Below are 20816 nucleotides of genomic sequence, written 5' to 3'. Positions count from 1 at the left end.
TTATGACAACATCCAACACCCCGATCTATGCTTCCCAGGCACGTCCCTGGCTGAAATTCTACGATCAGAAGTACATTGACCAGACCATGCCCGCCTGCACGGCGTTTGAGCTGGTCTGCCGGCAGAACAAGAACCGGCTGGGCGAGACCGCACTGGAATACTATGGCCGCAAGTTCACCTACGCTGATTTTATCGTCAACGTCAAAAAGACAGCTGCCGCCCTGCGGGCCGCGGGCCTGAAAAAGGGCGATATCGCCACTGTGGTCAGCGTGATGACCCCGGAGATCATCTTTGCGTTCTATGCCGCCGACATGATCGGCGCGACTCTGAACCTGGTGGATCCCCGTTACAGTGTGGAGGGCATCCGTGAGTACATTGAAGAGGTGGATTCCCACCTGCTGATCTGCCTGAATGTGGTGTATGAGCGCTGCCATCAGGCTGCCAAGCGCACCCATGTGGAGCATGTGGTGGTGCTCTCCCCGGCCGACTCCCTGCCGCTGCCTCTGGCGCTGGGTTACAAGGTCCAGAATCTCGACAAGAACAAGTATCACTCCAATGTCATCCACTGGAAGCAGTTCCTTGCTGCCGGGAAGGACGAGAGCATTGCCGCAGAACCCTATGACCCGGAGCATGCCTGCGTGGTGGTGCACACCGGCGGCACCACCGGCTCCCCCAAGGGCGTGATGCTGACCGATAACAACTTCAACGGCATCGCCATGCAGTTCTCTGCCTGCGACACGCTGTTTTCCAAGGGTCAGTCCCTGCTGAACATCATGCCCCCCTTCATTGCCTACGGCTTTGCCTGCGGCGTACATCTGCCGCTGACGCTGGGCATCAAGGTGGTCATCGTCCCCAACCTCGACCCCAATAAGCTGGGCAGCCTGATCTGGAAGTACAAGCCCGAACACATGTTCGGCGTGCCCTCCCACTACCAGCAGCTGGCTGTTGACCCCAAGCTGCAGAACAAGGATCTCTCCTTCATCCGCAACTATGCCGCGGGCGGCGATGCCATCGCCCGGGGTGCCGAACAGACGGTCAACGACTTCCTGGCCGCCCACAACGTGGAATTCCCCATCGCCAAGGGCTACGGTATGACCGAGGCATCCTCTGCTGCCACCGCTGCTGCCGGACAGAACAACAAACCCGGCAGCGTGGGCCTGCCACTGGTCAACACGCTGGTGTCCGCCTTTGAGCCGGGCACCGACACGGAGCTGCCCATCGGCCAGCGGGGCGAGCTGTGCATCTCCGGCCCCGGCGTTATGAAGGGCTACTACAACAAGCCTGCCGAGACCGCCGCCATCCTGCGCACCCATGCAGATGGCCGGGTCTGGGTGCATACCGGTGACATCGGCTATCTGGACGAGGACGGCTTTGTCTATCTGGACAGCCGGATCAAGCGGCTCATCATCCGCCACGATGGCTTCAAGGTGTTCCCCTCCATGATCGAAAATGTGGTCAGCCAGCATCCCGCCGTGCATCAGTGCTCTGTGGTGGGCTGCGCCGACAAGGATCATGTGCAGGGCCGCCTGCCTTTTGTCTATCTGGTGCTTGACCCTGCGGTTCCCGCCGCCAAGCGCAAGCAGATCATCAAGGAGCTGCGCCAGCTCTGCATCGAGGAGCTGCCCGAATATGTCCAGCCTGTGGGGTACAAGATCATCCCCGAAATGCCCCTGACACTGGCCGCTAAATTTGATTATCGCAAGCTGGAAGAAGAGATCACTCCCCGCGATTATTAAGCAGAATAATACACATTGGAAAGGATTCGTGACGACACCATGAAAAAGAAACTGATTGGCCTGGCCCTTTCGGCCGCCATGCTGTTCTCTGTCCTGAGCGTTCCGGCCTTTGCAGCCGCCCCGGAAGAGAGCGCTGACCCCGCTCTGACCACTGAACAGACCGCCACAGAGGAGGAGAACTGTTTCTTCACCTCCAGCAGCACCGAAGAAGAGAAGGAGCCCAACTCCATCACCTATGTTGCCCTGGGCGACAGCATCTGCGCCGGCATCGGCCTGACTACCGTTCAATATGCACATAACTTGATGGGCGTGGACGTTTCCTCCAACTTCAAGGGTTACCCCGAGACCTGCTATGTGGGTCAGGTGGGCAAAAGCCTGAACCTCGACCGGGATCATGCCATCAACCTTGGCCTGCCCGGCGTGATGAGCAAGGATATGGTGGAGCTGGTCAGGACCGGCACCATGGCCGAGATGAACACCCTCTCCGGCTGCCAGTACAATTACCCCGAGTTTGTAGATTACATCAAAAGTGCCGATGTTATCTCCATCCAGCTGGGCTCCAACGATGCTTTTGTGCCCACCGTGGTCTCTTTTGGTGAGGCCACTAACTGGAAAAGTGAGGACCTGGCTTCCATCGTGCTCAGCGGCAACCTGCGCGGCAGCAGCAAGGAAACCGAGGACGCACTGAACGAGAGCCTGAAAAAGCTCAGCCTGACCCGCAGCGAGAAAGATGCCGTCTGGAACCTGTTCTTCTCCGGCATGAACAAGATCTGCGAGAACGCTTATCCCGAAAGCAGCAGCAACCTGCGCCAGATCGTGGCGACCGTCAAGGAGCTGAACCCTGATGCCCAGATCCTGATCATCGGTGCCACCAACCCCGTGCCCCTGCTGCCCAGCTGGAGCAACTACTTCAGCAAGCTGAACAACTACGAAAAGCAGCTGGCCGATGTTTACGGTGCCACCTACGTTTCCATCCCCTTTGCTCAGACTGAGCTGGATGGCCACCCCACCGTCTCCGGCCACAAGTACATCGCCGACAAGATCGTCAAGGCCATCGAGGCCCAGCAGTAAAATGAAAGAGGGACAGCCCTCTCAGTCAAAGCCTGCGGCTTTGCCAGCTCCCCCGAAAGGGGGAGCTTTTTTGATGCCGTAAAGTACAGCACCAAACCTCTCCCCTCGGGAGAGGTGGCATTGCGAAGCAATGACGGAGAGGGTCGTCCCTCTCGATGAAAAAATATTACTTTTCGTAGTCCTGGGGCAGCTCGTTCTTGGGGTCACGATCCATCAGGGAGCGCACCGCCTCGGCGGCGCTCATGCCCTTGTTCACGACAGCGTTCACGGTCTGAACGATGGGCATTTCCACCTGATACTTGGCGGCAAGCTCCAGCGCGGCAGGCAGGGCGTTCATACCCTCAACCACCATACCGACCTCCTTCACGGCCTGCTCCGGGGTCTCACCCTTGCCGATGAGGATGCCGGCCCGATTGTTGCGGCTGTGCATACTGGTGGCGGTCACGATCAGGTCACCGATGCCGGCCAGACCGGCAAAGGTGTGGACATTGCAGCCCATGGCCACGCCCAGCCGGGCAAGCTCGGCAATGCCGCGGGTGATGAGGGCGGCGCGGGCGTTGTCGCCATAGCCCAGGCCGGTGGAGATGCCCACGCCCAGCGCAATGACGTTCTTCATGGCACCGCTGAGTTCCACACCCTTGATGTCCTCATTGGTGTACACACGCATGACGTTGTTGGTGAACACCGTCTGCACGAATCTGGCCGCTTCCATATCCTTGCTGGCCGAAACGATGGTGGTGGGCAGGTCGATCGCCACCTCTTCGGCGTGGGTGGGGCCGCTCAGGGCCACCAGACGCACCCCCTTGGGGCCGCCCTCTTTGCCCAGCTCATCGGCCAGGATCTCCGTCATGGTGAACAGGGTATCCTTTTCAATGCCCTTGGCAACGTCCACAATGATCTGACCGTCCGGCACAAAGGGCCGGGCCTTGGCTGCGGTGGAGCGCACGAACACCGACGGCACCGCGAACAGCAGGATCTCCTTGTCCGTGCACACCTCTTCCACGCTCTTGGTGAACTTCATCTCTGCCGGAATGGTCATGCCGGGCAGATTGGGGTGGACCCGGGTGGTGGAAAGGTTGTCGATCTCCTGTTCCAGCGCCGACCACACGGTCACGTCATTGCCGCTCACCGTCAGCATCCGCGCCAGAGCCATGCCCCAGGTGCCTGCACCCAGAATACCAATTTTATGCTTCATTGTGTTTTGTCCTCCGTATGCGCCGGGCTGCTTGTGTGCCCGGCCTGTTCCCCGCGCTTCCTGCACGGGGCCTGTCTGATTCCATTTTACACGAAACATCGTACCGCGTCAACTCCTTGCCAGTCTGCACAAAGTTAATCCGTGTTTTCTTTTGTTTTTGGCCAGAGTGAAGGATTTTCGCCAATGGATTGCACTTATCTCCATTTCATGCTATAGTATTTTGGTAGGAATTGTAGGATATGCTCTTGACCTGAACCATAGTTTAAGGTGTATCCTAAAGATATTCCACCGTTTTTTGTCAATAAGGAAGAAAAACATGTTTGAAGCACTTCTTACCAACCGCACGGTCAGCGTGCTGTGGGAGGCCTTGCCCCGCATCCTGACGGCAGGCCTGACCATGACCATTCCCCTGACCCTGATCTCCTTCAGCCTTGCCATGGTCATTGCAGTGGCTGTTGCGCTGGTGCAGTACGCCAATGTTCCGGTGCTGCGCCAGATCGCCCGGTTCTACATCTGGGTCATCCGGGGCACGCCGCTGCTGGTGCAGCTGTTCATCATCTTCTACGGCCTGCCCAGCCTGGGCATCATGCTGGATGCTTTTCCGGCAGCCGTCATCGCCTTTGCCTTCAACGAGGGTGCCTACTGCGCCGAGACCATGCGCGGCGCGCTGGAAAGCGTGCCCCAGGGCCAGCTGGAGGCCGGTTCCTGCGTGGGCATGACCTGGTGGCAGATCATGCGCCGCATCGTTCTGCCGCAGGCCCTGCGCACTGCCGTGCCCTCCCTGTCCAACTCCCTCATCAGCATGATCAAGGACACCTCTCTGGCCTCCAACATCACGGTGGCAGAGTTGTTCATGGCAGGGCAGCGTGTGGCAGCCCGCACCTACATTTTCCTGCCCATCTACTGCGAAGTGGCCGTGGTCTACCTGCTGTTCTGCACCATCATCACCAAGCTGCAGGCACTGGTGGAGCGGCAGCTGAACGCACACGGCTTCCAGTGAGAAAGGGGTGGACGGTATGGCCATGTTAGAGATCAAAGACATCCACAAAACATTTTACACCTACGATGACAAGCCCCGCTTCCACATCGGGCCTTTCCCGCGCGGCAATGCCCGCCGGGTGCGCAGCGCGCTGCACGTCCTGAACGGCGTGGACCTGAGTGTGGAAAAGGGAGATGTTGTTGCCATTCTGGGCCCTTCCGGCTCCGGCAAGACCACCCTGCTGCGCTGCCTGAACTTTCTGGAGACCGCTGACAGCGGCACTCTGGTGTTCGACGGCGAATCCTTCGATCTTGGCAGGATCTCCCGGGCCGACATTGCCCGCCTGCGCAAAAAAACAGCCTTTGTGTTCCAGAACTACAACCTGTTCCGGAACAAGACCGCCCTGCAGAATGTGACCGAGGGCCTGATCGTTGCCCGCAGGATGCCCAAAGAGCAGGCAGACGAGATCGGCAGACGGATGCTGGAAAAGGTCGGTCTGGCCGACCGGGCCGACTACTATCCCCGCCAGCTTTCCGGCGGACAGCAGCAGCGCGTTGCCATTGCCCGCGCCCTTGCCACCGACCCGGAGATCATTTACTTTGACGAGCCCACCAGTGCCCTTGACCCGGAGCTGACCGGCGAGGTGCTCTCTGTCATGCGGAAGCTGGCCGAAGAGGGCATGACCATGCTGGTGGTCACCCACGAGATGGGCTTTGCCCGCAACGTCTCCTCCAAGACCGTGTTCATGGAGAACGGCGTGGTGGTGGAGCAGGCCCCTTCCCACGAATTCTTTGCCCACCCCCGCGAGGAGCGGACCCGGGAGTTCCTGCGGAAGATCGAGCATACAGCATAAGGAACAGACGACGGGGAGCTTTCCACGCAAATGCTTCGGGCCATTCCATCGCCCGCCCTATTGCCTGCGGCAACAGGGTCCCACCCCAGCGGAACATTTGCTTAGGAAACTCCCCGCCGTCCTTTTGATACAGCTTTTTCTATGAAAGGATCTTAACTATGAAGCGCAGAACTTTTATTTCGATGATGAGTGTCATGGCCGCTGCCGGCGTTCTGGCCCTGTCCGGCTGCTCCAACAGCAGCACCTCCACCGCCGCAAGCTCCGGTGCATCCTCTGCTGCCGGTTCCTCTGCTGACCAGCTGGCTGCCATTCAGGCCAGTGGCAAGCTGATCGTGGCACTGGAGGGCGCATGGCAGCCCTGGAGCTACCATGACGAGAGCGACACTCTGGTGGGCTATGATGTGGAGGTCTCCCGCGCCATTGCCGAAAAGCTGGGCGTGGAGCCGGAGTATGTGGAGAGCGATTGGGACAGCCTGTTCGCCGGTCTGGACGCTGGACGCTTTGACATGGTCTGCAACGGCGTGGAGGTCACCGACGAGCGCGCCCTGACTTATGATTTCACCACTCCCTACGGTTACATCCACACCGCTCTGGCCGTCCGCAAGGACAACGACGAGATCAAGACCTTTGAGGACCTGAAGGGCAAGACCACTGCCAACAGCCTGGCTTCCACCTACATGGAGCTGGCTGAGAGCTACGGTGCCACCGTGCAGGGCATCGACACCCTGGAGGAAACCATCCAGCTGCTGTCTGCCGGACGCATTGACGCGACCCTGAATGCGGATGTCTCCTTCTACGATTACCTGAACGTCCATCCGGATGCCGACTTTAAGATCGTGGCCCAGACTGAGGATGCCTCCCACGTTGCCATCCCCCTGCGCAAGGGCGACAACAGCGCCACCCTGCTGGAAGCCGTCAACAACGCCATCGATGAGCTGCGCGCCGACGGCACCCTGAAGGAGCTGAGCGAGAAGTACTTCGGTCAGGATATCTCCTCTGAGAATTGATCTTTCCCTGAATACGCCAGGAGGGCGGCTGCCGATGCAGCCGCCCTCTTTTTGTTATGCGTGAAAATAATCATAGATGGTCTGTGCCAGCTGGGGGCCCACACCGGGGGTATTTTCCAGCTGGTCGGGGGTGGCCTCCCGCACAGCACCCACACTCTTGAACTGTGTCATCAGGGCCTTGGCCGTTTTGGGACCCACGCCGGGCACCTCGGTCAGGGTGGAGGAATAGCTCTTCTTCCGCATCTGCTGCTTGCGGTAGGCATTGGCAAAGCGGTGGGTCTCGTCCTGGATGGCCGTGATAAAGGTGAAAGTCCCCCGGTTCATATTGATGGCGATTTCCCGGCCCTCACTGTCCACGATGGCACGGGTGCGGTGATGGTCATCCTTGACCATGCCGTAAAGGGGCACATCGGCCAGCGAAGTGCCTGCCAGTGCCGCCTTGGCCGCGCTGACCTGCCCCCGACCGCCATCCATCAGCAGCAGATCCGGCTTCTGCCCGAAATAATTATCGCTGCCCTGCCCCTGTGCGGCCAGCGCGGCGTATTTCTCATACTCTGCCGCCCGCCGGGACACCGTCTCGGCCAGCGAAGCGTAGTCGTCTGTCCCCAGCACGGTCTTCATCCGGAACTTCCGATATCCGGCTTTGTAGGGCTTGCCATCCCGGAAGGTGACCATGCCGCAGACGCTGGTGCCATCGCCCCAGTTGGAGATATCGTAGCTCTCAATGGTGCGCGGCGGCTTGGAAAGCCCCAGCACCTGCGCCATCTCATCCAGCAGCTTTTCCTCACGGGCGTAGCGGCCGCTCTCCCGGGCCAGCCGTTCCACCGCGTTGGTGTGGGCCATCTCCACCAGATGGGCCTTATCGCCCCGCTTGGGCACATAGAGCTGCACCTCACTGCCCCGCTTTTCGTTCAGGGCCTGCTGCAGCACTTCGCTGTCCGGCGGCAGCTCGTCTACGGCAATGATCTTTGGGATCTGCTCATCGTCCAGATAATACCGGGGCAGAAACTCCTCCCGCACGGCGGCAATATCTGCCGTATCGTGGAAAAGGAACTCCCGCTTATCGGTCAGCCGCCCCTCCCGGAAGCGCAGGACTGCCGCGCAGACACTGCTGGGGGTACCGGCCAGCGCCACCACATCCATCTCCACCTCCGGGTCCACCACGACCTTCTGGCCCGCTGTCACCTTGGTGATGGCATTGATCTGGTCCCGGAGGAGGGCCGCTGTCTCAAATTCCAGCCGGTCAGAGGCTTCCATCATCCGCTCGTTCAGGGTCTTTAGAATATCCTTTTTTCCGTACCGGATCAGATGCACCGCGTTTTTCACGGCCTGATTGTAGTCCTCGCAGCTGATCTTGCCGCTGCACACGGCCATGCACTTGCCGATATGGGCATTCAGGCAGGGCCGCCCCTTGCCGATATCCTGGGGGAACCGCTTGCTGCACCGGGGCAGCAAAAAGGCATCCAGCGCGGTCTCGGCCATCTGCCGGGCCGCAAAGGACGAGGTATAGGGGCCGATGTATTCAGCATCGTCCTCCTCCTTTTGCAGCACGAAGGAAAGCCGGGGCCAGGCTTCCCGGGTCACCTTGATATAGCTGTAGCCCTTGTCATCCTTCAGCAGGATATTGTATTTGGGGGTGTGCGCCTTGATCTGGCTGGCTTCCAGCACCAGCGCCTCGAACTCGCTCTGGCAGACGATGACATCAAACGCATAGGCGTGGGCGATCATCTGGCTGACCTTGTTGTCGTGGGGCACGCCCTCGCGGAAATACTGGCTCACCCGGATGCGCAAGCGCTTGGCTTTGCCGATATAGATGATGGTATCGCTTTTGTCCCGGATGATATACACACCGGGCAAAAGCGGCAGCATACAGGCTTTCTGATACAGTTCTGCTTTGGTCATGGCAGCTCCTTGGTAAAACAAAAAGCGGCAGGAAAAACATCCCGCCGCCTCAAAAATCAAAGGCTCGAATTACTCTGCAAAGCCAGACTCGACCAGCTTGATCAGGCCATCAACAGCAGCCTGCTCGTCTGCGCCGTCAGCGATGATGCGGATGGTGGTGCCGCCCACGATGCCCAGAGACAGAACGCCCAGCAGGCTCTTAGCGTTCACACGGCGCTCTTCCTTCTCGACCCAGATGGAAGACTTGAACTCGTTAGCCTTCTGGATAAAGAAGGTAGCCGGACGAGCGTGCAGACCAACCTGATTTTCAACGGTAACTTCTTTGACGTACATAGTAAAACGCTCCTATCTATTATCGTTCTCGGGAATTCGATTTGTTTCTTGCCTGTTGCGTTGTACCTATTTTAGCGCAAGCCGAAACCAATGTACAGCCCCAGAACGCATTTTTGGCGGTTTTCCCAATGATGAGGGGGGTCTTTTTCGCCTTTTATACAAAGATAACAAAATTATTCCCCCAGTGTTGGCCGGGTAATACAAAAGTTTTCAACATTTTTTCGACCTTCGACAGTTTCCCGGCCCGTTCGACCCTGTTTTCAGCCCTGATAGCGCATTTCCAGCACCTGACTGGGGCGCACCACCAGCGGGTCTTTGGCCGGGTCGAATTTCTCCTTTGCGCCCACTACCTGCCAGCCCATGCGGCGGTAAAGAGCCAGTGCCCGGGTGTTGGTGTTCAGCACCGTAAGCACCGGGTGCTCATGCTCCGGCAGCTTCTTCCGGGCGAAATCCAGCATCTTCTGGCCGATGCCCCTGCCCCGGGCGCTCTCCGTCACAAAAAGGTGCTCCACCTGCCCGGTCTTGTGGTGTACGCTGACCGTGGCATCCGGCACATCCTTGGTATAGTGGAGGTAGCAGACCCAGCCTTCCTGCTTTTCCTGCTGCAGCTGCGGCAGGAACATCTCCGGGGTCAGGGCATCCAGCGCTTCCTGCACCCAGCCCCCGGCACAAATGCTCCGGCGGCCCTCCGCAAACAGCTTTGCGGCAGCCTCCATCTGCTCGGCGGTCTTGACCAGCCGGACATTCTCGCCCCGCTTCCACTTGGGGATCTCGGTCAGAGGATGGGTCTCACACCACTGCTCGTAGAGCTCCGAGCGGCGCAGACGGGTGCGCTCCCGGCTCTGCTGCCCCCGCCAGGCATCGATCTTCTGGTGGTTGCCCTCCAGCAGGACAGGCGGTACAGCACGGCCCTCCCAGACCTCGGGCCGGGTGTACTGGGGGTACTCCAGCAGGCCGTCCCAGTAGCTCTCCTCCTCGTAGCCCTTCTGCTCGGCCAGAACGCCGGGTTTCAGGCGGAGGACGCTGTCTGCCACCACCAGGCTGGCCAGCTCACCGCCGGTGAGGATATAATCGCCGATGGAGATCTCCTCGTCCGCAAAGGCATCGATCACGCGCTCATCAATGCCCTCGTAGTGGCCGCAGACCAGGGTCAGGTTGTCGTACTGGGCCAGCCGCCGGGCGTGCTCCTCGGTATAGCGCTGCCCACCTGCCGTCAGGAATACTATATGCGGCGCAGGCCGTCCCTGTTCCTGCACTTCCTTCTGGACTGCCCGCAGGCAGTCGGCAATGGGCTGGGCATAGAGCACCATGCCGCAGCCGCCGCCATAGGGATAGTCGTCGGTCTGCTTCTGTTTATTCAGGGTGTAGTCCCGGATCTGGTGGCAGTGGGTCTCAATATATCCCTTTTTGGCGGCGCGGCCGATGATGCTGGAATCCAGCACCTGCTGGCACATCTCCGGGAAAAGGGTCACGATGTCCACACGCATCCCCATGGCTCACTCCTCCTCCCGCTCACTGTCAAAATCGTCATCCAGCAGGCCCGGGATGGGAGTGACAAGGAGATAGCCCTCCGGCGGGTTGCGCTCTTTCAAAAAGGCATCCACCCCGGGGAACATATATTCCTTGCCGCCGGGGGCCTTGACGGTGTAGATATCCTGTGCGCCGGGGTGGTCCACGCTGGTCACCACGCCGTACACCTTGCCGGTATCGGCATCCCGCACTTCACACCCGATGAGGTCGGCCACATACCACTTGCCCGCAGGCAGGGTGGCATCGTCACGGTCAAAGTAGAACACCTGCCCCCGCAGGGCACGGGCGGCATCCATATCGCTAACCCCTTCCAGCTGGAGCAGGGCCATCTGCCCCTGGGGGCGGATGGAGGTGATCTTGTAGCACCTGCCGCCCTGGGGGGTGGTGTACAGACGGCCCACCTTTTTCAGAAAGGCCACGCCGTCACACCACAGCTCCAGCTTCATCTCGCCGCGCACACCGTGAGTGGTTACCACCTTGCCGGCTTCCAAGTATTTCTGCATTGCTTTTACTCCTTTAGCATCCTCACCCTCTCCGTCATTGCTACGCAATGCCACCTTTCCCGAGGGGAGAGGCCTTGGCAGTCACCACAAAGTTTCTGGTTTTGCCAAGGGCTCCCCCTTTGGGGGAGCTGGACGCGAAGCGGCCTGAGAGGGCGAGCTGCCTAATAATACAAAAAGGCCCCTTGCCTTGCGGCAAAGGGCCCGTAGGGTGCTCAGTCGATCTCAACAAGGACCTTTTCATCGACCCGCACAGCAGCCGCGCGCATCACCACACGAATGGCTTTTGCGATCCGGCCCTGCTTGCCGATGACACGGCCCATATCTCCCTCTGCCACGCTCAGGTGGTAGACGATGGTGCCGTCCTCGCGGGGCTCGTCCACCGTGACCTTGACGGCTTCCTTGTCCTCCACGAGACCGCGGGCAACTGCCAGCAACAGCTCCTGCATGAGTCAGCCCTCCTACTTACAGAATGTTGGACTTCTTCAGCAGAACGCGGACGGTATCGGTGGGCTGTGCGCCGTTGGCGATCCAGGCCTTGGCCTTCTCAGCGTCGATCTTCACCTCAGAGGGCTCCTGGTTGGGATCGTAGGTGCCGATCTCCTCGATGAAACGGCCGTCGCGGGGGAAGCGGCTGTCAGCAACAACAACACGATAGAAGGGAGCCTTCTTAGCGCCAACGCGGCGCAGACGAATCTTAACTGCCATGGTAAATATCCTCCAAAAATGTTTGTGCCCCGGTTCGGGGTTTGATTAAATCTATCTGTACAACCCCTGCGGGGTGTATACCATTGTTATTTGAAACCGCGGAAGGCATTGGGGTTGCCCATCATGCCGCCCAGGCGGCGGGCAAAGCCCTTGGGGCTCTTCTTGAACTGCTTCATCATCTTCTGCATCATCTCAAACTGCTTGAGCAGCTTGTTGACATCCTCCACCCGGGTGCCGCTGCCCGCTGCAATGCGGCGCTTGCGCTTGGGGTTGATGATGGAGGGCTTTTCACGCTCTTCCCTGGTCATGGAATAGATCATGGCCTCGATGCGGTCAAAGGCTTTCTCGTCGACTTGGCTGGCATCAATGCCGGACATACCGGGCATCATGCTCAGCATGGCACCTGCACCGCCCATCTTGCGGATCTGCGCAAACTGGGCCAGCATGTCGTTCATATCGAACTTGTTTTCCATCATCCGCCGGGCGGTCTCTTCTGCGGCCTTTTCATCGGCGGCATCCTGTGCCTTCTCAATGAGGCTCAGCACATCGCCCATGCCCAGGATGCGGCTGGCCATGCGGGAGGGATGGAACACTTCCAGATCGTCCAGCTTTTCGCCGGTGCCCTGGAACTTGATGGGCTTGCCGGTGACGCTCAGCACCGAAAGTGCCGCACCGCCGCGGGTATCGCCATCGGTCTTGGTCAGGATGATGCCGTCGATGCCCACCGTCTCGTTGAAGGTTTTGGCAACGTTCACAGCATCCTGGCCTGCCATGGCATCCACCACCAGCAGTGTTTCGTCCACGGGGACAGCTTCCTTGATCTGCACGAGCTCCTGCATCAGGACCTCGTCGATCTGCAGACGGCCGGCGGTATCCAGGATCACAATGTCGTTGCCGTAATCCCTGGCGTGGGCCAGCGCCTTGCGGGCGATTTCCGGGGGCTTGGCACCCGGCAGCGTGAACACCGGCGCACCTGCCTGCCCGCCCACCACCTGCAGCTGGTCGATGGCGGCAGGGCGGTAGATATCGCAGGCCACCAGCATGGGGCGGCGGCCCTGCTTGATAAAGTATTTGGCAAGCTTGGCTGCGTGGGTCGTTTTACCGTTGCCCTGCAGGCCGCAGAGCATGATGATGGTCTGACCCTTGTTCTTGACGATCAGGCGGGGGGCTTCCTCGCCGCCCATCAGGGCTACGAGTTCTTCGTTAACGATCTTGACCACCTGCTGGGCGGGGGTCAGGCTCTCCATGACCTCCTGACCCATGGCGCGCTCGGAGACCTTGGCACAGAAATCCTTGGCAACCTTGTAGTTGACATCGGCTTCCAGCAGGGCCATCCGCACCTCGCGCATGGCGGCTTTGATATCGCCCTCGGTCAGCTTGCCGTGGCCGCGCAGTTTTTTGAACACACCGGCAAGGCGGTCGGTCAAAGATTCAAATGCCATGTTCGGTGCTCCTCTCAAATTAGTAATGGTGTCAGCTCTCGTTGACTTCGTCGATGGAGCGGATCAGCCCCAGCATCTTGTTCAGCGTTGCTGCATACTCAGTGGTGGTGAGCCTGGCATAGGGGCCGGTGCACTCGAACCGCGCGTCAATGACCAGCTGTTCCAGCTCCTCCAGCTTTTCCTGCACCCGGCGGTAGCGGCCTGCAAAGCCCACCTTGGCTTCCAGCTCTTTCAGGGTGGTCTCGCCATGCTTGATGGCATCCCGTGCGCCCTGACGGGTGATCCCGAAATTTTCCCCGATCTCACTGAGGGAGAGGTCGTCGTTGTAATACTGGTTCAGCATCTCGCGCTGCTTGGGCGTGAGCACCTCGCCATAAAAATCGAGCAGATAGCCCATTTCAAAGTCTTTTGCCATGATGCGTTCTGCCCTGACCTCCATTTGTTGTAAAGTTTATTTGCTTTACATACGGAGTATAGCAGACATTCTTTTCCTTGTCAAGGCTTTTTTCCATCACTCTGCTGATTTTTCGGCAGTTTTTTCTCCATTTTGTCCAATTGCGGCTTGACGCTGGGCACAGGATGCGCTACCTTATAGGTATGAAACCTCTCAGTCTAGGCCTGATGGCTTTGCCAGCTCCCCTAACAGGGGAGCCCTTGGCATGGCAGACAGTTCTGTGCTGACTGCTCAGGTTTGCGTAAGGGAGGAATTTCGTGGCAATTTATCCAAACATCTATCAGACCCTGGTTCCCTGTCCGATCGTGGAGCTGCGGGGCTATCTTGCCGCCTGCGGGCTCAAGGGGCGGCTGTATGCTTACCTTGATTATAATGGGCCCACCGGCACGTCCCGCGATTCGGTGGCCGAGGGGATGCTGGCCCTTGCGGCGGAAAAGCACAAGCTGCTCCCGGGCCAGCCCATCATTGAAGCGGCCTCCGGCTCCTTTGCCATGGCACTGGCCCTTGCCGGGCGGACGGCGGGCCACCCCGTGGTGCTGACCATGCCGGAGGATGCCCCGGCCCTGCGGCAGGAATACCTGCTCCGGCTGGGGGCGCAGATCCTGCATTCCCCCGCTCAGCGGGGCCTTGCGGGGGCCCGGGCGCTGGCAGAGACCACCGCCGCCGAAAAGGGCTGGTACTATATGAACTGGCTTGCCAACGACGATAACCCCGAATACCACCGCCGGGTGACCGGCCCCGCCATCGTGCAGGCCATCTCCCGGGAGGGCCGCAGTCTCGTGGACACCATCACCGTCGGCGTGGGCAGCGCGGGCACCATCACCGGCGTAGGCGAGACCATCAAGGCCTGGACCAACGATGTCCGCATCGTGGCCGTGGAGCCCTTTGAGAATCAGGCTCTGGGCGGCGGCTTCACCGGCGGGCACGGCATCCCGGATATCGGCTACGGCATCGTGCCGGGCAATTACAACGCCTATGTTGTGGATAATGTAGCCGCCGTTACCAGCACCGATGCCAACCGCGCTGCACAGCGGGTCCTTGCCACCGATGCCATTCCCGCCTCCCCTGCCGCCGGTGCAGCCCTCCACGCCGCCGCACAGCTGATCGCCACCGGCACCAGCCGCTCGGCGCTGGCCATCTTCAGCGGACGGCAAAATTTAAGTTTTTGATGTTGTTTTTCGCAGGACGGCGGGGAGTTTCCCAAAGCAAGTGTCCGCTGGGGTAATGGAATGGCCTGCAACAACAGCGCCCGCCGCCAGTGGCGGAAACAGGAAGCTGTTGTTGGGGCCGCGGCCAGCAAGATGCGAGTGCAAGTGCACGAAGCAGATGCTGGGAGCCGCAACCCGTATTCACTTGCGTGGGAAAGCTCACCGTTGGACTGCACACTATACTTTTAAGGAAAGAGAATTCCATATGACCAAGGATATGACGACCGGCCCGATCACACCGCTGCTGGTCAATTTCACCATTCCCCTTGTGCTGGGTAACCTGTTCCAGCTGACCTATAACGCCGTGGACAGCATCATTGTCGGCAAATTCGTGGGCGAGGATGCCCTTGCCGCCGTGGGCACCTCCAACCCGCTGATGACGCTGGCGATTTTGTTCATCAACGGTGTCTGCCTGGGTGCAGGCATCCTTGTCAGCCTGGCGTTCGGGGCAGGCGACACCAGGCTGGTGGAGCGTCAGGTCTCCACCACCGCCATTGCAGGCTCCGTCTTTTCCCTGGTGTTCTCGCTGGCCTGTGTGATCCTGGCAAATCCGCTGCTCCGTCTGCTGCAGGTGCCGGAAGAGATCCTTCCCATCGCTGTGAACTACCTGCGCATCGTGTTCGGCGGGCTGCTGTTCACCTTCTTCTATAATTTCCTCGCCGCCACCATGCGTGCGCTGGGCGACAGCAAAAGCGCGCTGTACTTCCTGATGATCAGCTCGGTACTGAACATTGGCGGCGACCTGTTCTTTGTTGAGGTGCTGGATTGGGGCTCCGAGGGCTGTGCCCTTTCCACCGTGCTGAGCGAGGCGCTCTGCTGCGTGTTCTGCCTGATCTATATCCGCTGGAAGGTCCCTGTGCTGCAGCTGGGCAGGCGCTGGTTCATTTTTGACTCCTCGCTGCTGAAAAAGACCATCAGCTACGGCTGGACCAGCGCCATGCAGCAGGCCACCGTTCAGCTGGGCAAGATCGCCATTCAGGCCATCGTGAACACCATGGGTGTCAACGCCATGGCAGCCTTTGCCGCTGCAGGCCGCATCGATGACTTTGCCTATGTGCCCCAGCAGAACATCGGCCATGCCACCACCACCCTGATGGCTCAGAACCGCGGCGCGGGCAAAAAAGACCGTGTCCGCACCAGCTTCTTCTGCGGCCTGAAGCTGGAGTTCCTCTACGCCATTTTTATCACAGCCATCTGCTTCTTCTTTGCCGAGCCCATCATCCGGCTCTTCGTCACCGATGCCGCCGTGGTGCATCTGGGAGTGCGCTTTTTGAAGCTGGTCTCCCTGTTCTATCTGATGCCCTCGCTGACCAATGGCATCCAGGGCGGCTTCCGCGGCCTGGGCGACCTTAAGATCACCCTGAACAGCAGCACGCTCAACATGGCAGGCCGTGTGGCGGCCGCTGCCGTCTTTGTGCTGCTGATGAAGATGGATATCGAGGCCCTGCCGTACAGCTATGTTGTGGGCTGGATCCTCATGCTGGTCTATGAAGCCCCCATGATGGTGAAGTATCTGCGGAAGGGCGAGCTGTAAGCCTGACACCGCCCCGGGCAGGTCTTTTCTCTCACTCAGTCCGCTCGATCTCCCGGTACAGCCATTCCAGTGCATCAGAGATGCCGCCCAGCTGGTCGATGAGCTTCTCCTTCACGGCCTTTTTGCCGTCCAGCATGGTGCCCACGTCCATCACCAGCTCACCGGTGCGGAGCATCAGCTCTGAGTAGCGCTCTGCCGTAATGCCGCTGTGGCCCGCCACAAAGCCGGTGATGCGCTCCTGCATCTGCTCGAACCACCGCATGGTCTGGGGCACGCCCAGAATCATGCCGGAGTGGCGGACCGGGTGCACCGTCATGGTCGCCGTGGGCACGATAAAGCTGCGCCGGGCGCTGACTGCCAGCGGGATGCCGATGGAGTGGCCCCCGCCCAGCACGACCGTGGCACTGGGCTTTGAGATGCTGGCAATGAGTTCTGCCAGCGCCAGCCCGGCCTCCACGTCCCCGCCCACGGTATTGATGAGCACCAGCAGGCCCTCCACAGCGGGGTCCTCCTGCACTGCCACCAGCTGCGGGATCACATGCTCATACTTGGTGGTCTTCTGGCCCTGCGGGGCCTCCACATGGCCCTCGATCTGGCCGATCACGGTCAGGCAGTGGATGGCATGGGGGCCGCGGGTGCGCCACACCGTGCCCAGATCTTCCAGCTGCTCTTTCTCCAACCGCTGCTGTTCGGTGGTTTCCTTTTCATCTTCCGGCATGTTGGCTCCTCCTCAGGGTGTTTTTTTCAGTGTTCCCGGAGATCGAAGCAATATGCGGCGGTTAAGATTTCTTTACTTTGAAAAAAATTGGCCCAGAGGATTTGACATTCTGTCTCATTGCAGTATACTTTATACTAAGAATAAGATTGACAAGTATATATCATTATTGTTCAGAAACTGTCTTAATCGCCGGTGCACCTTGCAGGGTGCAAAGAGACCGGCATTCCCTTTGGATGAAAGGAGAACCATTTCCATGAACAATCCCGGCAAAGCTTCCCTTCCGGTGATCAAGCGCCTGCCCAAGTATTACCGCTACCTGCGGACGCTGAAGAACGACGGCATCACCAGCATCTCCTCCCGCGAGCTGGCCGCCCAGATGGGCACCACGGCCTCTCAGGTGCGGCAGGATTTCAACTGCATCGGCGACGTGAACGGCCGCCAGGGCATCGGCTACTCGGTGGAGAACCTGCTTTCCATCCTGGAGCATCTGCTGTTCGGCAACGGTGACCTGCTGCCCACCATCCTCATCGGCTGCGGCCGGTTGGGCAAGGCAGTCAGCCGCTTCATCACCACCGACACCAACGGCTACAAGCTGATCGCCGCCTTTGACAATTCCCCCAGCGAGGTGGGCAAAGAGATCAACGGCATCCAGATCTTACACGTTGACGAGCTGGAGGCCTTCTGCGCAGAGCATAAGCCTGAGGTGGCTGTGTTCTGTGTGCCCCGCAGCGGTGCGGAGGAGCTCAGCGGCCGGCTGGTCGAACTGGGCATCAAAGGCTTCTGGAACTTCTCCCACTACGACCTGTCGGTGCCCTACCCCGAAGTGGTGGTGGAGAACGTCCACCTGGGCGACAGCCTGATGAGCTTGGGTTACCGCCTGCGCAATCAGGACTGATCTATTCTTATAGCATATCACAGGAAACAGGCAGCCCTCTCCCCCCGAACGAGCAGAGAGGGTTGCTTTTTTATGAGGAGAGCAACTATGGCGAAGCTATACTTCCGATACGGTGCCATGAACAGCGGCAAAAGCACCGCGCTGATGCAGGTGGCCCACAACTACGAAGAGCAGGGGATGCGGGTGCTGATCCTGAAGCCCCAGGTGGATACCAAGGGCGGCGGCGAGCTGGTCAGCCGCCTGGGCGTGCGCCGCAGGGCCGACCTGCTCATCCCGCCCGAGGTGGATGTGTTCGAGGCCGTGCGCGCCGCTTCTGCCGGGGAGCAGCCGCTGGCCTGTGTTCTCTGCGACGAGAGCCAGTTCTTTACCCCGGCACAGGCCGAGCAGCTGTTCATGGTCACGGTAGACCTGAACATCCCGGTCATCTGCTACGGTCTGCGGTCAGACTTCTCCCTCAAGGGCTTCCCCGGCTCCACCCGTCTGCTGGAGCTGGCCCACACCATTGAGGAGATGAAGACCATCTGCACCTGCGGGCGCAAGGCCACCTGCAACTGCCGCAGGGTCAATGGGGAGTTCGTCTTTGAGGGCGAGCAGGTCGCCATCGATCTGGAAAACGATGTGCAGTACGTCAGCATGTGCCCCCAGTGCTATTTCAAGGCACGGCGGGCGTTTTACGCCAAACGGAACGCACAGTAAGTGTCGACCTCCAGCAGGCACAGGAGCCACCTTCCTGCATGAGAGCCAAGATCTCCCAAAAGATTTTTACAGTTTTCAGAGCGCTGCCCAGCCGGGCGGCGCTCTTTTTTGTGCGTCCCCTTTCAAAGTGATATATCAGTTGTATCCAACGGCGAACGTTTTTTGCGCAATTGATATATCAGTTTGCAAAACAGCGATATCGTCACTTTTTTCACATGTTGTATACAACAATATACCGTCAATTTCGCAATAAGTTACAAAAACATTGCAATTTTAGAGGTTCCGCCACACTTTCTCGGCCCGTTTCTATGCAATCTATCCAACTATGCAGATTGCATAGTTTTTCGTTCCAAGTTTATTCATTTCGGCAATGCCGTCAAATCACCGCAAATCACAAGAGCAATATTTGTTCGTTTTTTGTCCGTATCACTTCAATTTACATCTTTCTTTTTCCCATTTCTTTTGTTATCATATTTGTATACAACGAGCCTTGTGCAGTAAGGCCCGCGCGATGTTTTTTGATTTATTAGGAGGAGAACAACAATGAGCAAGGCAATTTCCCGTCGTGATTTCCTGAAGGTCACCGGTGCTGTCGGTGCAGCTGGTCTGCTGGCTGCCTGCGGCGGCAATGGCGGCGCTGCTTCCAGCACCGCTTCTTCTGCAGCCGAGGCTGCTTCCGTGGCTGGCCTGAGCAGCGATCCCGTTACCCTGACCATGAGCTGGTGGGGCGGCGAGTCCCGCCACAACGCTTACCAGGAGGCCCTGAAGGCTTTCTCTGCTGAGCACACCACCATCACCGTCAACCCCACCTTCGCTGCATGGTCCGGCTGGGAGGACACCATGTCCACCAAGTTTGCAGGCGGCGTGGCTGAGGATGTCTGCCAGATCAACTGGAACTGGCTGTACAACTACTCCGGCAACGGCCAGACCTTCCTGGATCTGAACAGCGTCACCGATTACCTGGATATGTCCCAGTGGGACGACGCAAAGCTGGGTGCCTGCAATGTTGCAAATGCACAGCAGTGCGTGCCCATCTCCATGACCGGCCGTATCTTCTACTGGAACATGACCACCTTTAACAAGGCCGGCATCACCGAAGTCCCCTCCACTGAGGACGATCTGTTTGCAGCCGGCAAGGCTTTCCAGGAGAAGCTGGGCGATGATTACTATCCCCTGCACCTGGGCGCATACGACCGTATGATCCTGATGGTGTTCTACCTCGAGTCCAAGTACGGCAAGGACTGGGCAGATCCCACCACCTCTACCCTGAACTACACCGCTGACGAGATCGCCGAGGGCATCGACTTCATCAAGAGCCTGGTCGACGGCCACGTCATCATGCCGCTGCCCACCTACTACGGTGCAAACGGCGACGGTGCTACCCACCAGTCCAACGAGTGGATCACCGGCAAGATCGCCGGCATCTTCGAGTGGGATTCCGCTGCTTCCAAGTACCAGGACGCTCTGGACGAGGAGAACAAGCCCGGCTTCACCGTTGGTGAGGAGATCAAGTTCGGCGATTACAACGGCGGCTTCTCCAAGGTCTCCATGGGCATGGCCATCACCAAGACCTGCAAGAACCCCGCTGAGGCTGCTACCCTGATCGAGTACCTGTGGAACGGCGACGGCGCTGCCATCATGGGCTCCGAGTGCGGTGTCCCCGCTTCCAAGGCTGGTCTGGCTACCGCTCAGGCTGCCGGTAAGATCAACGAGCTGGTCGCCGAGGCAAACGGCAAGGTTATGAGCTTTGTTTCCTGCCAGCTGGATCCCCTGTTCGAGTCTTCCGATCTGAAGGCTACCGGCACCGGCATCTATCAGGAAGTGTTCGATACCGTTGACTACGACAACAAGAGCGGCGCAGATGTTGTTGACACCCTGCTGGACGGCATGTCTGCTGTTGGCTACACTGTCTGATCTTCTTTGCTGACCTGAGTTAAGCTACATATCAGGGGCATCGTCCACCCGTAGGCCCGATGCCCCTTTTTTCTCAGGTACAGGTTACAATTCTCTGACAAATCTGTTGCCAAAGTGTGACATAAGGTTTGCTGCACTGAT

At 59.0% G+C, this 20816-nt stretch carries 20 protein-coding genes; 10 read left to right on the top strand and 10 right to left on the bottom strand.

Translation table 11 applies throughout. From position 1 onward, the window contains the following. Positions 1–2: 2 nt before the first annotated feature. Positions 3–1736, top strand: coding sequence for a class I adenylate-forming enzyme family protein (locus D3F01_RS11545; protein ID WP_242888855.1), 1734 nt, complete (start codon positions 3–5; stop codon positions 1734–1736). A 15-nt stretch (positions 1737–1751) separates the two neighbouring features. After that, on the top strand, positions 1752–2807 hold the full coding sequence (locus tag D3F01_RS11540) for a GDSL-type esterase/lipase family protein (protein WP_242888853.1): 1056 nt from the start codon (positions 1752–1754) through the stop codon (positions 2805–2807). Positions 2808–2973: 166 nt separating this feature from the next. On the opposite strand, the gene D3F01_RS11535 is transcribed toward D3F01_RS11540, so the two are convergent. Continuing rightward, the gene (locus D3F01_RS11535) at positions 2974–4002 is read right to left on the bottom strand and encodes an NAD(P)H-dependent glycerol-3-phosphate dehydrogenase (RefSeq protein WP_117535829.1); all 1029 of its coding nucleotides are present in this window, start codon (positions 4000–4002) and stop codon (positions 2974–2976) included. Positions 4003–4318: 316 nt separating this feature from the next. Here D3F01_RS11535 and D3F01_RS11530 point away from each other — a divergent pair, with 316 nt between their 5' ends. The 3 genes from D3F01_RS11530 to D3F01_RS11520 all read left to right on the top strand — a co-directional run bounded on the left by D3F01_RS11530 (position 4319) and on the right by D3F01_RS11520 (position 6841). Next, a complete protein-coding gene (locus D3F01_RS11530) occupies positions 4319–5002 on the top strand; it encodes an amino acid ABC transporter permease (protein WP_005931789.1) in 684 nt (227 codons plus the stop codon). 16 nt (positions 5003–5018) lie between these two features. Continuing rightward, positions 5019–5834: an amino acid ABC transporter ATP-binding protein gene (locus D3F01_RS11525; protein ID WP_117476736.1), complete on the top strand. Its 816-nt coding sequence runs from the start codon at positions 5019–5021 to the stop codon at positions 5832–5834. Between the two features lie 158 nt (positions 5835–5992). Further along, on the top strand, positions 5993–6841 hold the full coding sequence (locus D3F01_RS11520) for a transporter substrate-binding domain-containing protein (protein ID WP_242888851.1): 849 nt from the start codon (positions 5993–5995) through the stop codon (positions 6839–6841). A 54-nt stretch (positions 6842–6895) separates the two neighbouring features. On the opposite strand, the gene uvrC is transcribed toward D3F01_RS11520, so the two are convergent. From uvrC to D3F01_RS11480, 8 genes are all read right to left on the bottom strand, one after another. Continuing rightward, the gene (gene uvrC, locus D3F01_RS11515) at positions 6896–8743 is read right to left on the bottom strand and encodes an excinuclease ABC subunit UvrC (protein ID WP_242888850.1); all 1848 of its coding nucleotides are present in this window, start codon (positions 8741–8743) and stop codon (positions 6896–6898) included. A 69-nt stretch (positions 8744–8812) separates the two neighbouring features. Next, positions 8813–9076 carry an HPr family phosphocarrier protein gene (locus tag D3F01_RS11510; RefSeq protein WP_005920365.1) on the bottom strand — a complete coding sequence of 88 codons (264 nt, stop codon included), beginning with the start codon at positions 9074–9076 and terminating at the stop codon, positions 8813–8815. A gap of 260 nt (positions 9077–9336) precedes the next feature. Continuing rightward, positions 9337–10569, bottom strand: a complete 1233-nt coding sequence (gene trmD, locus D3F01_RS11505; protein ID WP_242888847.1) for a tRNA (guanosine(37)-N1)-methyltransferase TrmD — start codon at positions 10567–10569, stop codon at positions 9337–9339. Positions 10570–10572: 3 nt separating this feature from the next. After that, complete coding sequence (gene rimM, locus D3F01_RS11500; protein WP_097771496.1) at positions 10573–11109, bottom strand: ribosome maturation factor RimM; 537 nt, start codon at positions 11107–11109, stop codon at positions 10573–10575. A 212-nt stretch (positions 11110–11321) separates the two neighbouring features. Continuing rightward, entirely contained in the window at positions 11322–11555 is a 234-nt protein-coding gene (locus D3F01_RS11495) for a KH domain-containing protein (RefSeq protein WP_005934928.1), read from the bottom strand. A 16-nt stretch (positions 11556–11571) separates the two neighbouring features. Then, positions 11572–11814, bottom strand: coding sequence for a 30S ribosomal protein S16 (rpsP, locus tag D3F01_RS11490; protein WP_035394752.1), 243 nt, complete (start codon positions 11812–11814; stop codon positions 11572–11574). A gap of 86 nt (positions 11815–11900) precedes the next feature. Then, on the bottom strand, positions 11901–13256 hold the full coding sequence (gene ffh / locus D3F01_RS11485) for a signal recognition particle protein (protein ID WP_242888846.1): 1356 nt from the start codon (positions 13254–13256) through the stop codon (positions 11901–11903). 31 nt (positions 13257–13287) lie between these two features. Next, positions 13288–13671, bottom strand: a complete 384-nt coding sequence (locus D3F01_RS11480) for a sigma factor-like helix-turn-helix DNA-binding protein (protein WP_035394754.1) — start codon at positions 13669–13671, stop codon at positions 13288–13290. A gap of 296 nt (positions 13672–13967) precedes the next feature. On the opposite strand from D3F01_RS11480, the gene D3F01_RS11475 reads away from it, so the two are divergent. Both D3F01_RS11475 and D3F01_RS11470 read left to right on the top strand, forming a co-directional pair. After that, the gene (locus tag D3F01_RS11475; protein WP_097771498.1) at positions 13968–14879 is read left to right on the top strand and encodes a pyridoxal-phosphate dependent enzyme; all 912 of its coding nucleotides are present in this window, start codon (positions 13968–13970) and stop codon (positions 14877–14879) included. 244 nt (positions 14880–15123) lie between these two features. Next, positions 15124–16452, top strand: a complete 1329-nt coding sequence (locus tag D3F01_RS11470) for an MATE family efflux transporter (RefSeq protein WP_242888845.1) — start codon at positions 15124–15126, stop codon at positions 16450–16452. 31 nt (positions 16453–16483) lie between these two features. Here D3F01_RS11470 and D3F01_RS11465 read toward each other — a convergent pair whose 3' ends face one another. Continuing rightward, positions 16484–17170, bottom strand: coding sequence for an ATP-dependent Clp protease proteolytic subunit (locus D3F01_RS11465; protein WP_097771500.1), 687 nt, complete (start codon positions 17168–17170; stop codon positions 16484–16486). Between the two features lie 253 nt (positions 17171–17423). On the opposite strand from D3F01_RS11465, the gene D3F01_RS11460 reads away from it, so the two are divergent. The 3 genes from D3F01_RS11460 (at position 17424) to D3F01_RS11450 (ending at position 20675) form a co-directional block, all read left to right on the top strand. Beyond that, positions 17424–18065 (top strand): redox-sensing transcriptional repressor Rex, encoded by a 642-nt coding sequence (locus tag D3F01_RS11460; RefSeq protein WP_005934937.1) that lies wholly within the window; start codon positions 17424–17426, stop codon positions 18063–18065. Positions 18066–18152: 87 nt separating this feature from the next. Continuing rightward, positions 18153–18761, top strand: a complete 609-nt coding sequence (locus tag D3F01_RS11455; protein ID WP_005934938.1) for a thymidine kinase — start codon at positions 18153–18155, stop codon at positions 18759–18761. 543 nt (positions 18762–19304) lie between these two features. Continuing rightward, positions 19305–20675 carry an extracellular solute-binding protein gene (locus D3F01_RS11450; RefSeq protein ID WP_097771502.1) on the top strand — a complete coding sequence of 457 codons (1371 nt, stop codon included), beginning with the start codon at positions 19305–19307 and terminating at the stop codon, positions 20673–20675. Positions 20676–20816 lie beyond the last annotated feature (141 nt).

Source organism: Faecalibacterium sp. BCRC 81149 (assembly GCF_022750605.1).
GTDB lineage: Bacteria > Bacillota > Clostridia > Oscillospirales > Ruminococcaceae > Faecalibacterium > Faecalibacterium duncaniae.
The sequence above is the reverse complement of the archived record's forward strand: the minus strand, read 5'-3'. Positions and strand labels throughout refer to the sequence as shown.

Coding starts and splice junctions, on each gene's coding strand:
- D3F01_RS11450 (WP_097771502.1), top strand. CDS start 19,305: ATGAGCAAGGCAATTTCCCGTCGTGATTTCCTGAAGGTCACCGGTGCT.
- rimM (WP_097771496.1), bottom strand. CDS start 11,109: ATGCAGAAATACTTGGAAGCCGGCAAGGTGGTAACCACTCACGGTGTG.
- D3F01_RS11455 (WP_005934938.1), top strand. CDS start 18,153: ATGGCGAAGCTATACTTCCGATACGGTGCCATGAACAGCGGCAAAAGC.
- uvrC (WP_242888850.1), bottom strand. CDS start 8,743: ATGACCAAAGCAGAACTGTATCAGAAAGCCTGTATGCTGCCGCTTTTG.
- D3F01_RS11525 (WP_117476736.1), top strand. CDS start 5,019: ATGGCCATGTTAGAGATCAAAGACATCCACAAAACATTTTACACCTAC.
- D3F01_RS11510 (WP_005920365.1), bottom strand. CDS start 9,076: ATGTACGTCAAAGAAGTTACCGTTGAAAATCAGGTTGGTCTGCACGCT.
- D3F01_RS11470 (WP_242888845.1), top strand. CDS start 15,124: ATGACCAAGGATATGACGACCGGCCCGATCACACCGCTGCTGGTCAAT.
- D3F01_RS11495 (WP_005934928.1), bottom strand. CDS start 11,555: ATGCAGGAGCTGTTGCTGGCAGTTGCCCGCGGTCTCGTGGAGGACAAG.
- D3F01_RS11530 (WP_005931789.1), top strand. CDS start 4,319: ATGTTTGAAGCACTTCTTACCAACCGCACGGTCAGCGTGCTGTGGGAG.
- ffh (WP_242888846.1), bottom strand. CDS start 13,256: ATGGCATTTGAATCTTTGACCGACCGCCTTGCCGGTGTGTTCAAAAAA.
- D3F01_RS11520 (WP_242888851.1), top strand. CDS start 5,993: ATGAAGCGCAGAACTTTTATTTCGATGATGAGTGTCATGGCCGCTGCC.
- rpsP (WP_035394752.1), bottom strand. CDS start 11,814: ATGGCAGTTAAGATTCGTCTGCGCCGCGTTGGCGCTAAGAAGGCTCCC.
- trmD (WP_242888847.1), bottom strand. CDS start 10,569: ATGGGGATGCGTGTGGACATCGTGACCCTTTTCCCGGAGATGTGCCAG.
- D3F01_RS11545 (WP_242888855.1), top strand. CDS start 3: ATGACAACATCCAACACCCCGATCTATGCTTCCCAGGCACGTCCCTGG.
- D3F01_RS11535 (WP_117535829.1), bottom strand. CDS start 4,002: ATGAAGCATAAAATTGGTATTCTGGGTGCAGGCACCTGGGGCATGGCT.
- D3F01_RS11460 (WP_005934937.1), top strand. CDS start 17,424: ATGAACAATCCCGGCAAAGCTTCCCTTCCGGTGATCAAGCGCCTGCCC.
- D3F01_RS11465 (WP_097771500.1), bottom strand. CDS start 17,170: ATGCCGGAAGATGAAAAGGAAACCACCGAACAGCAGCGGTTGGAGAAA.
- D3F01_RS11480 (WP_035394754.1), bottom strand. CDS start 13,671: ATGGCAAAAGACTTTGAAATGGGCTATCTGCTCGATTTTTATGGCGAG.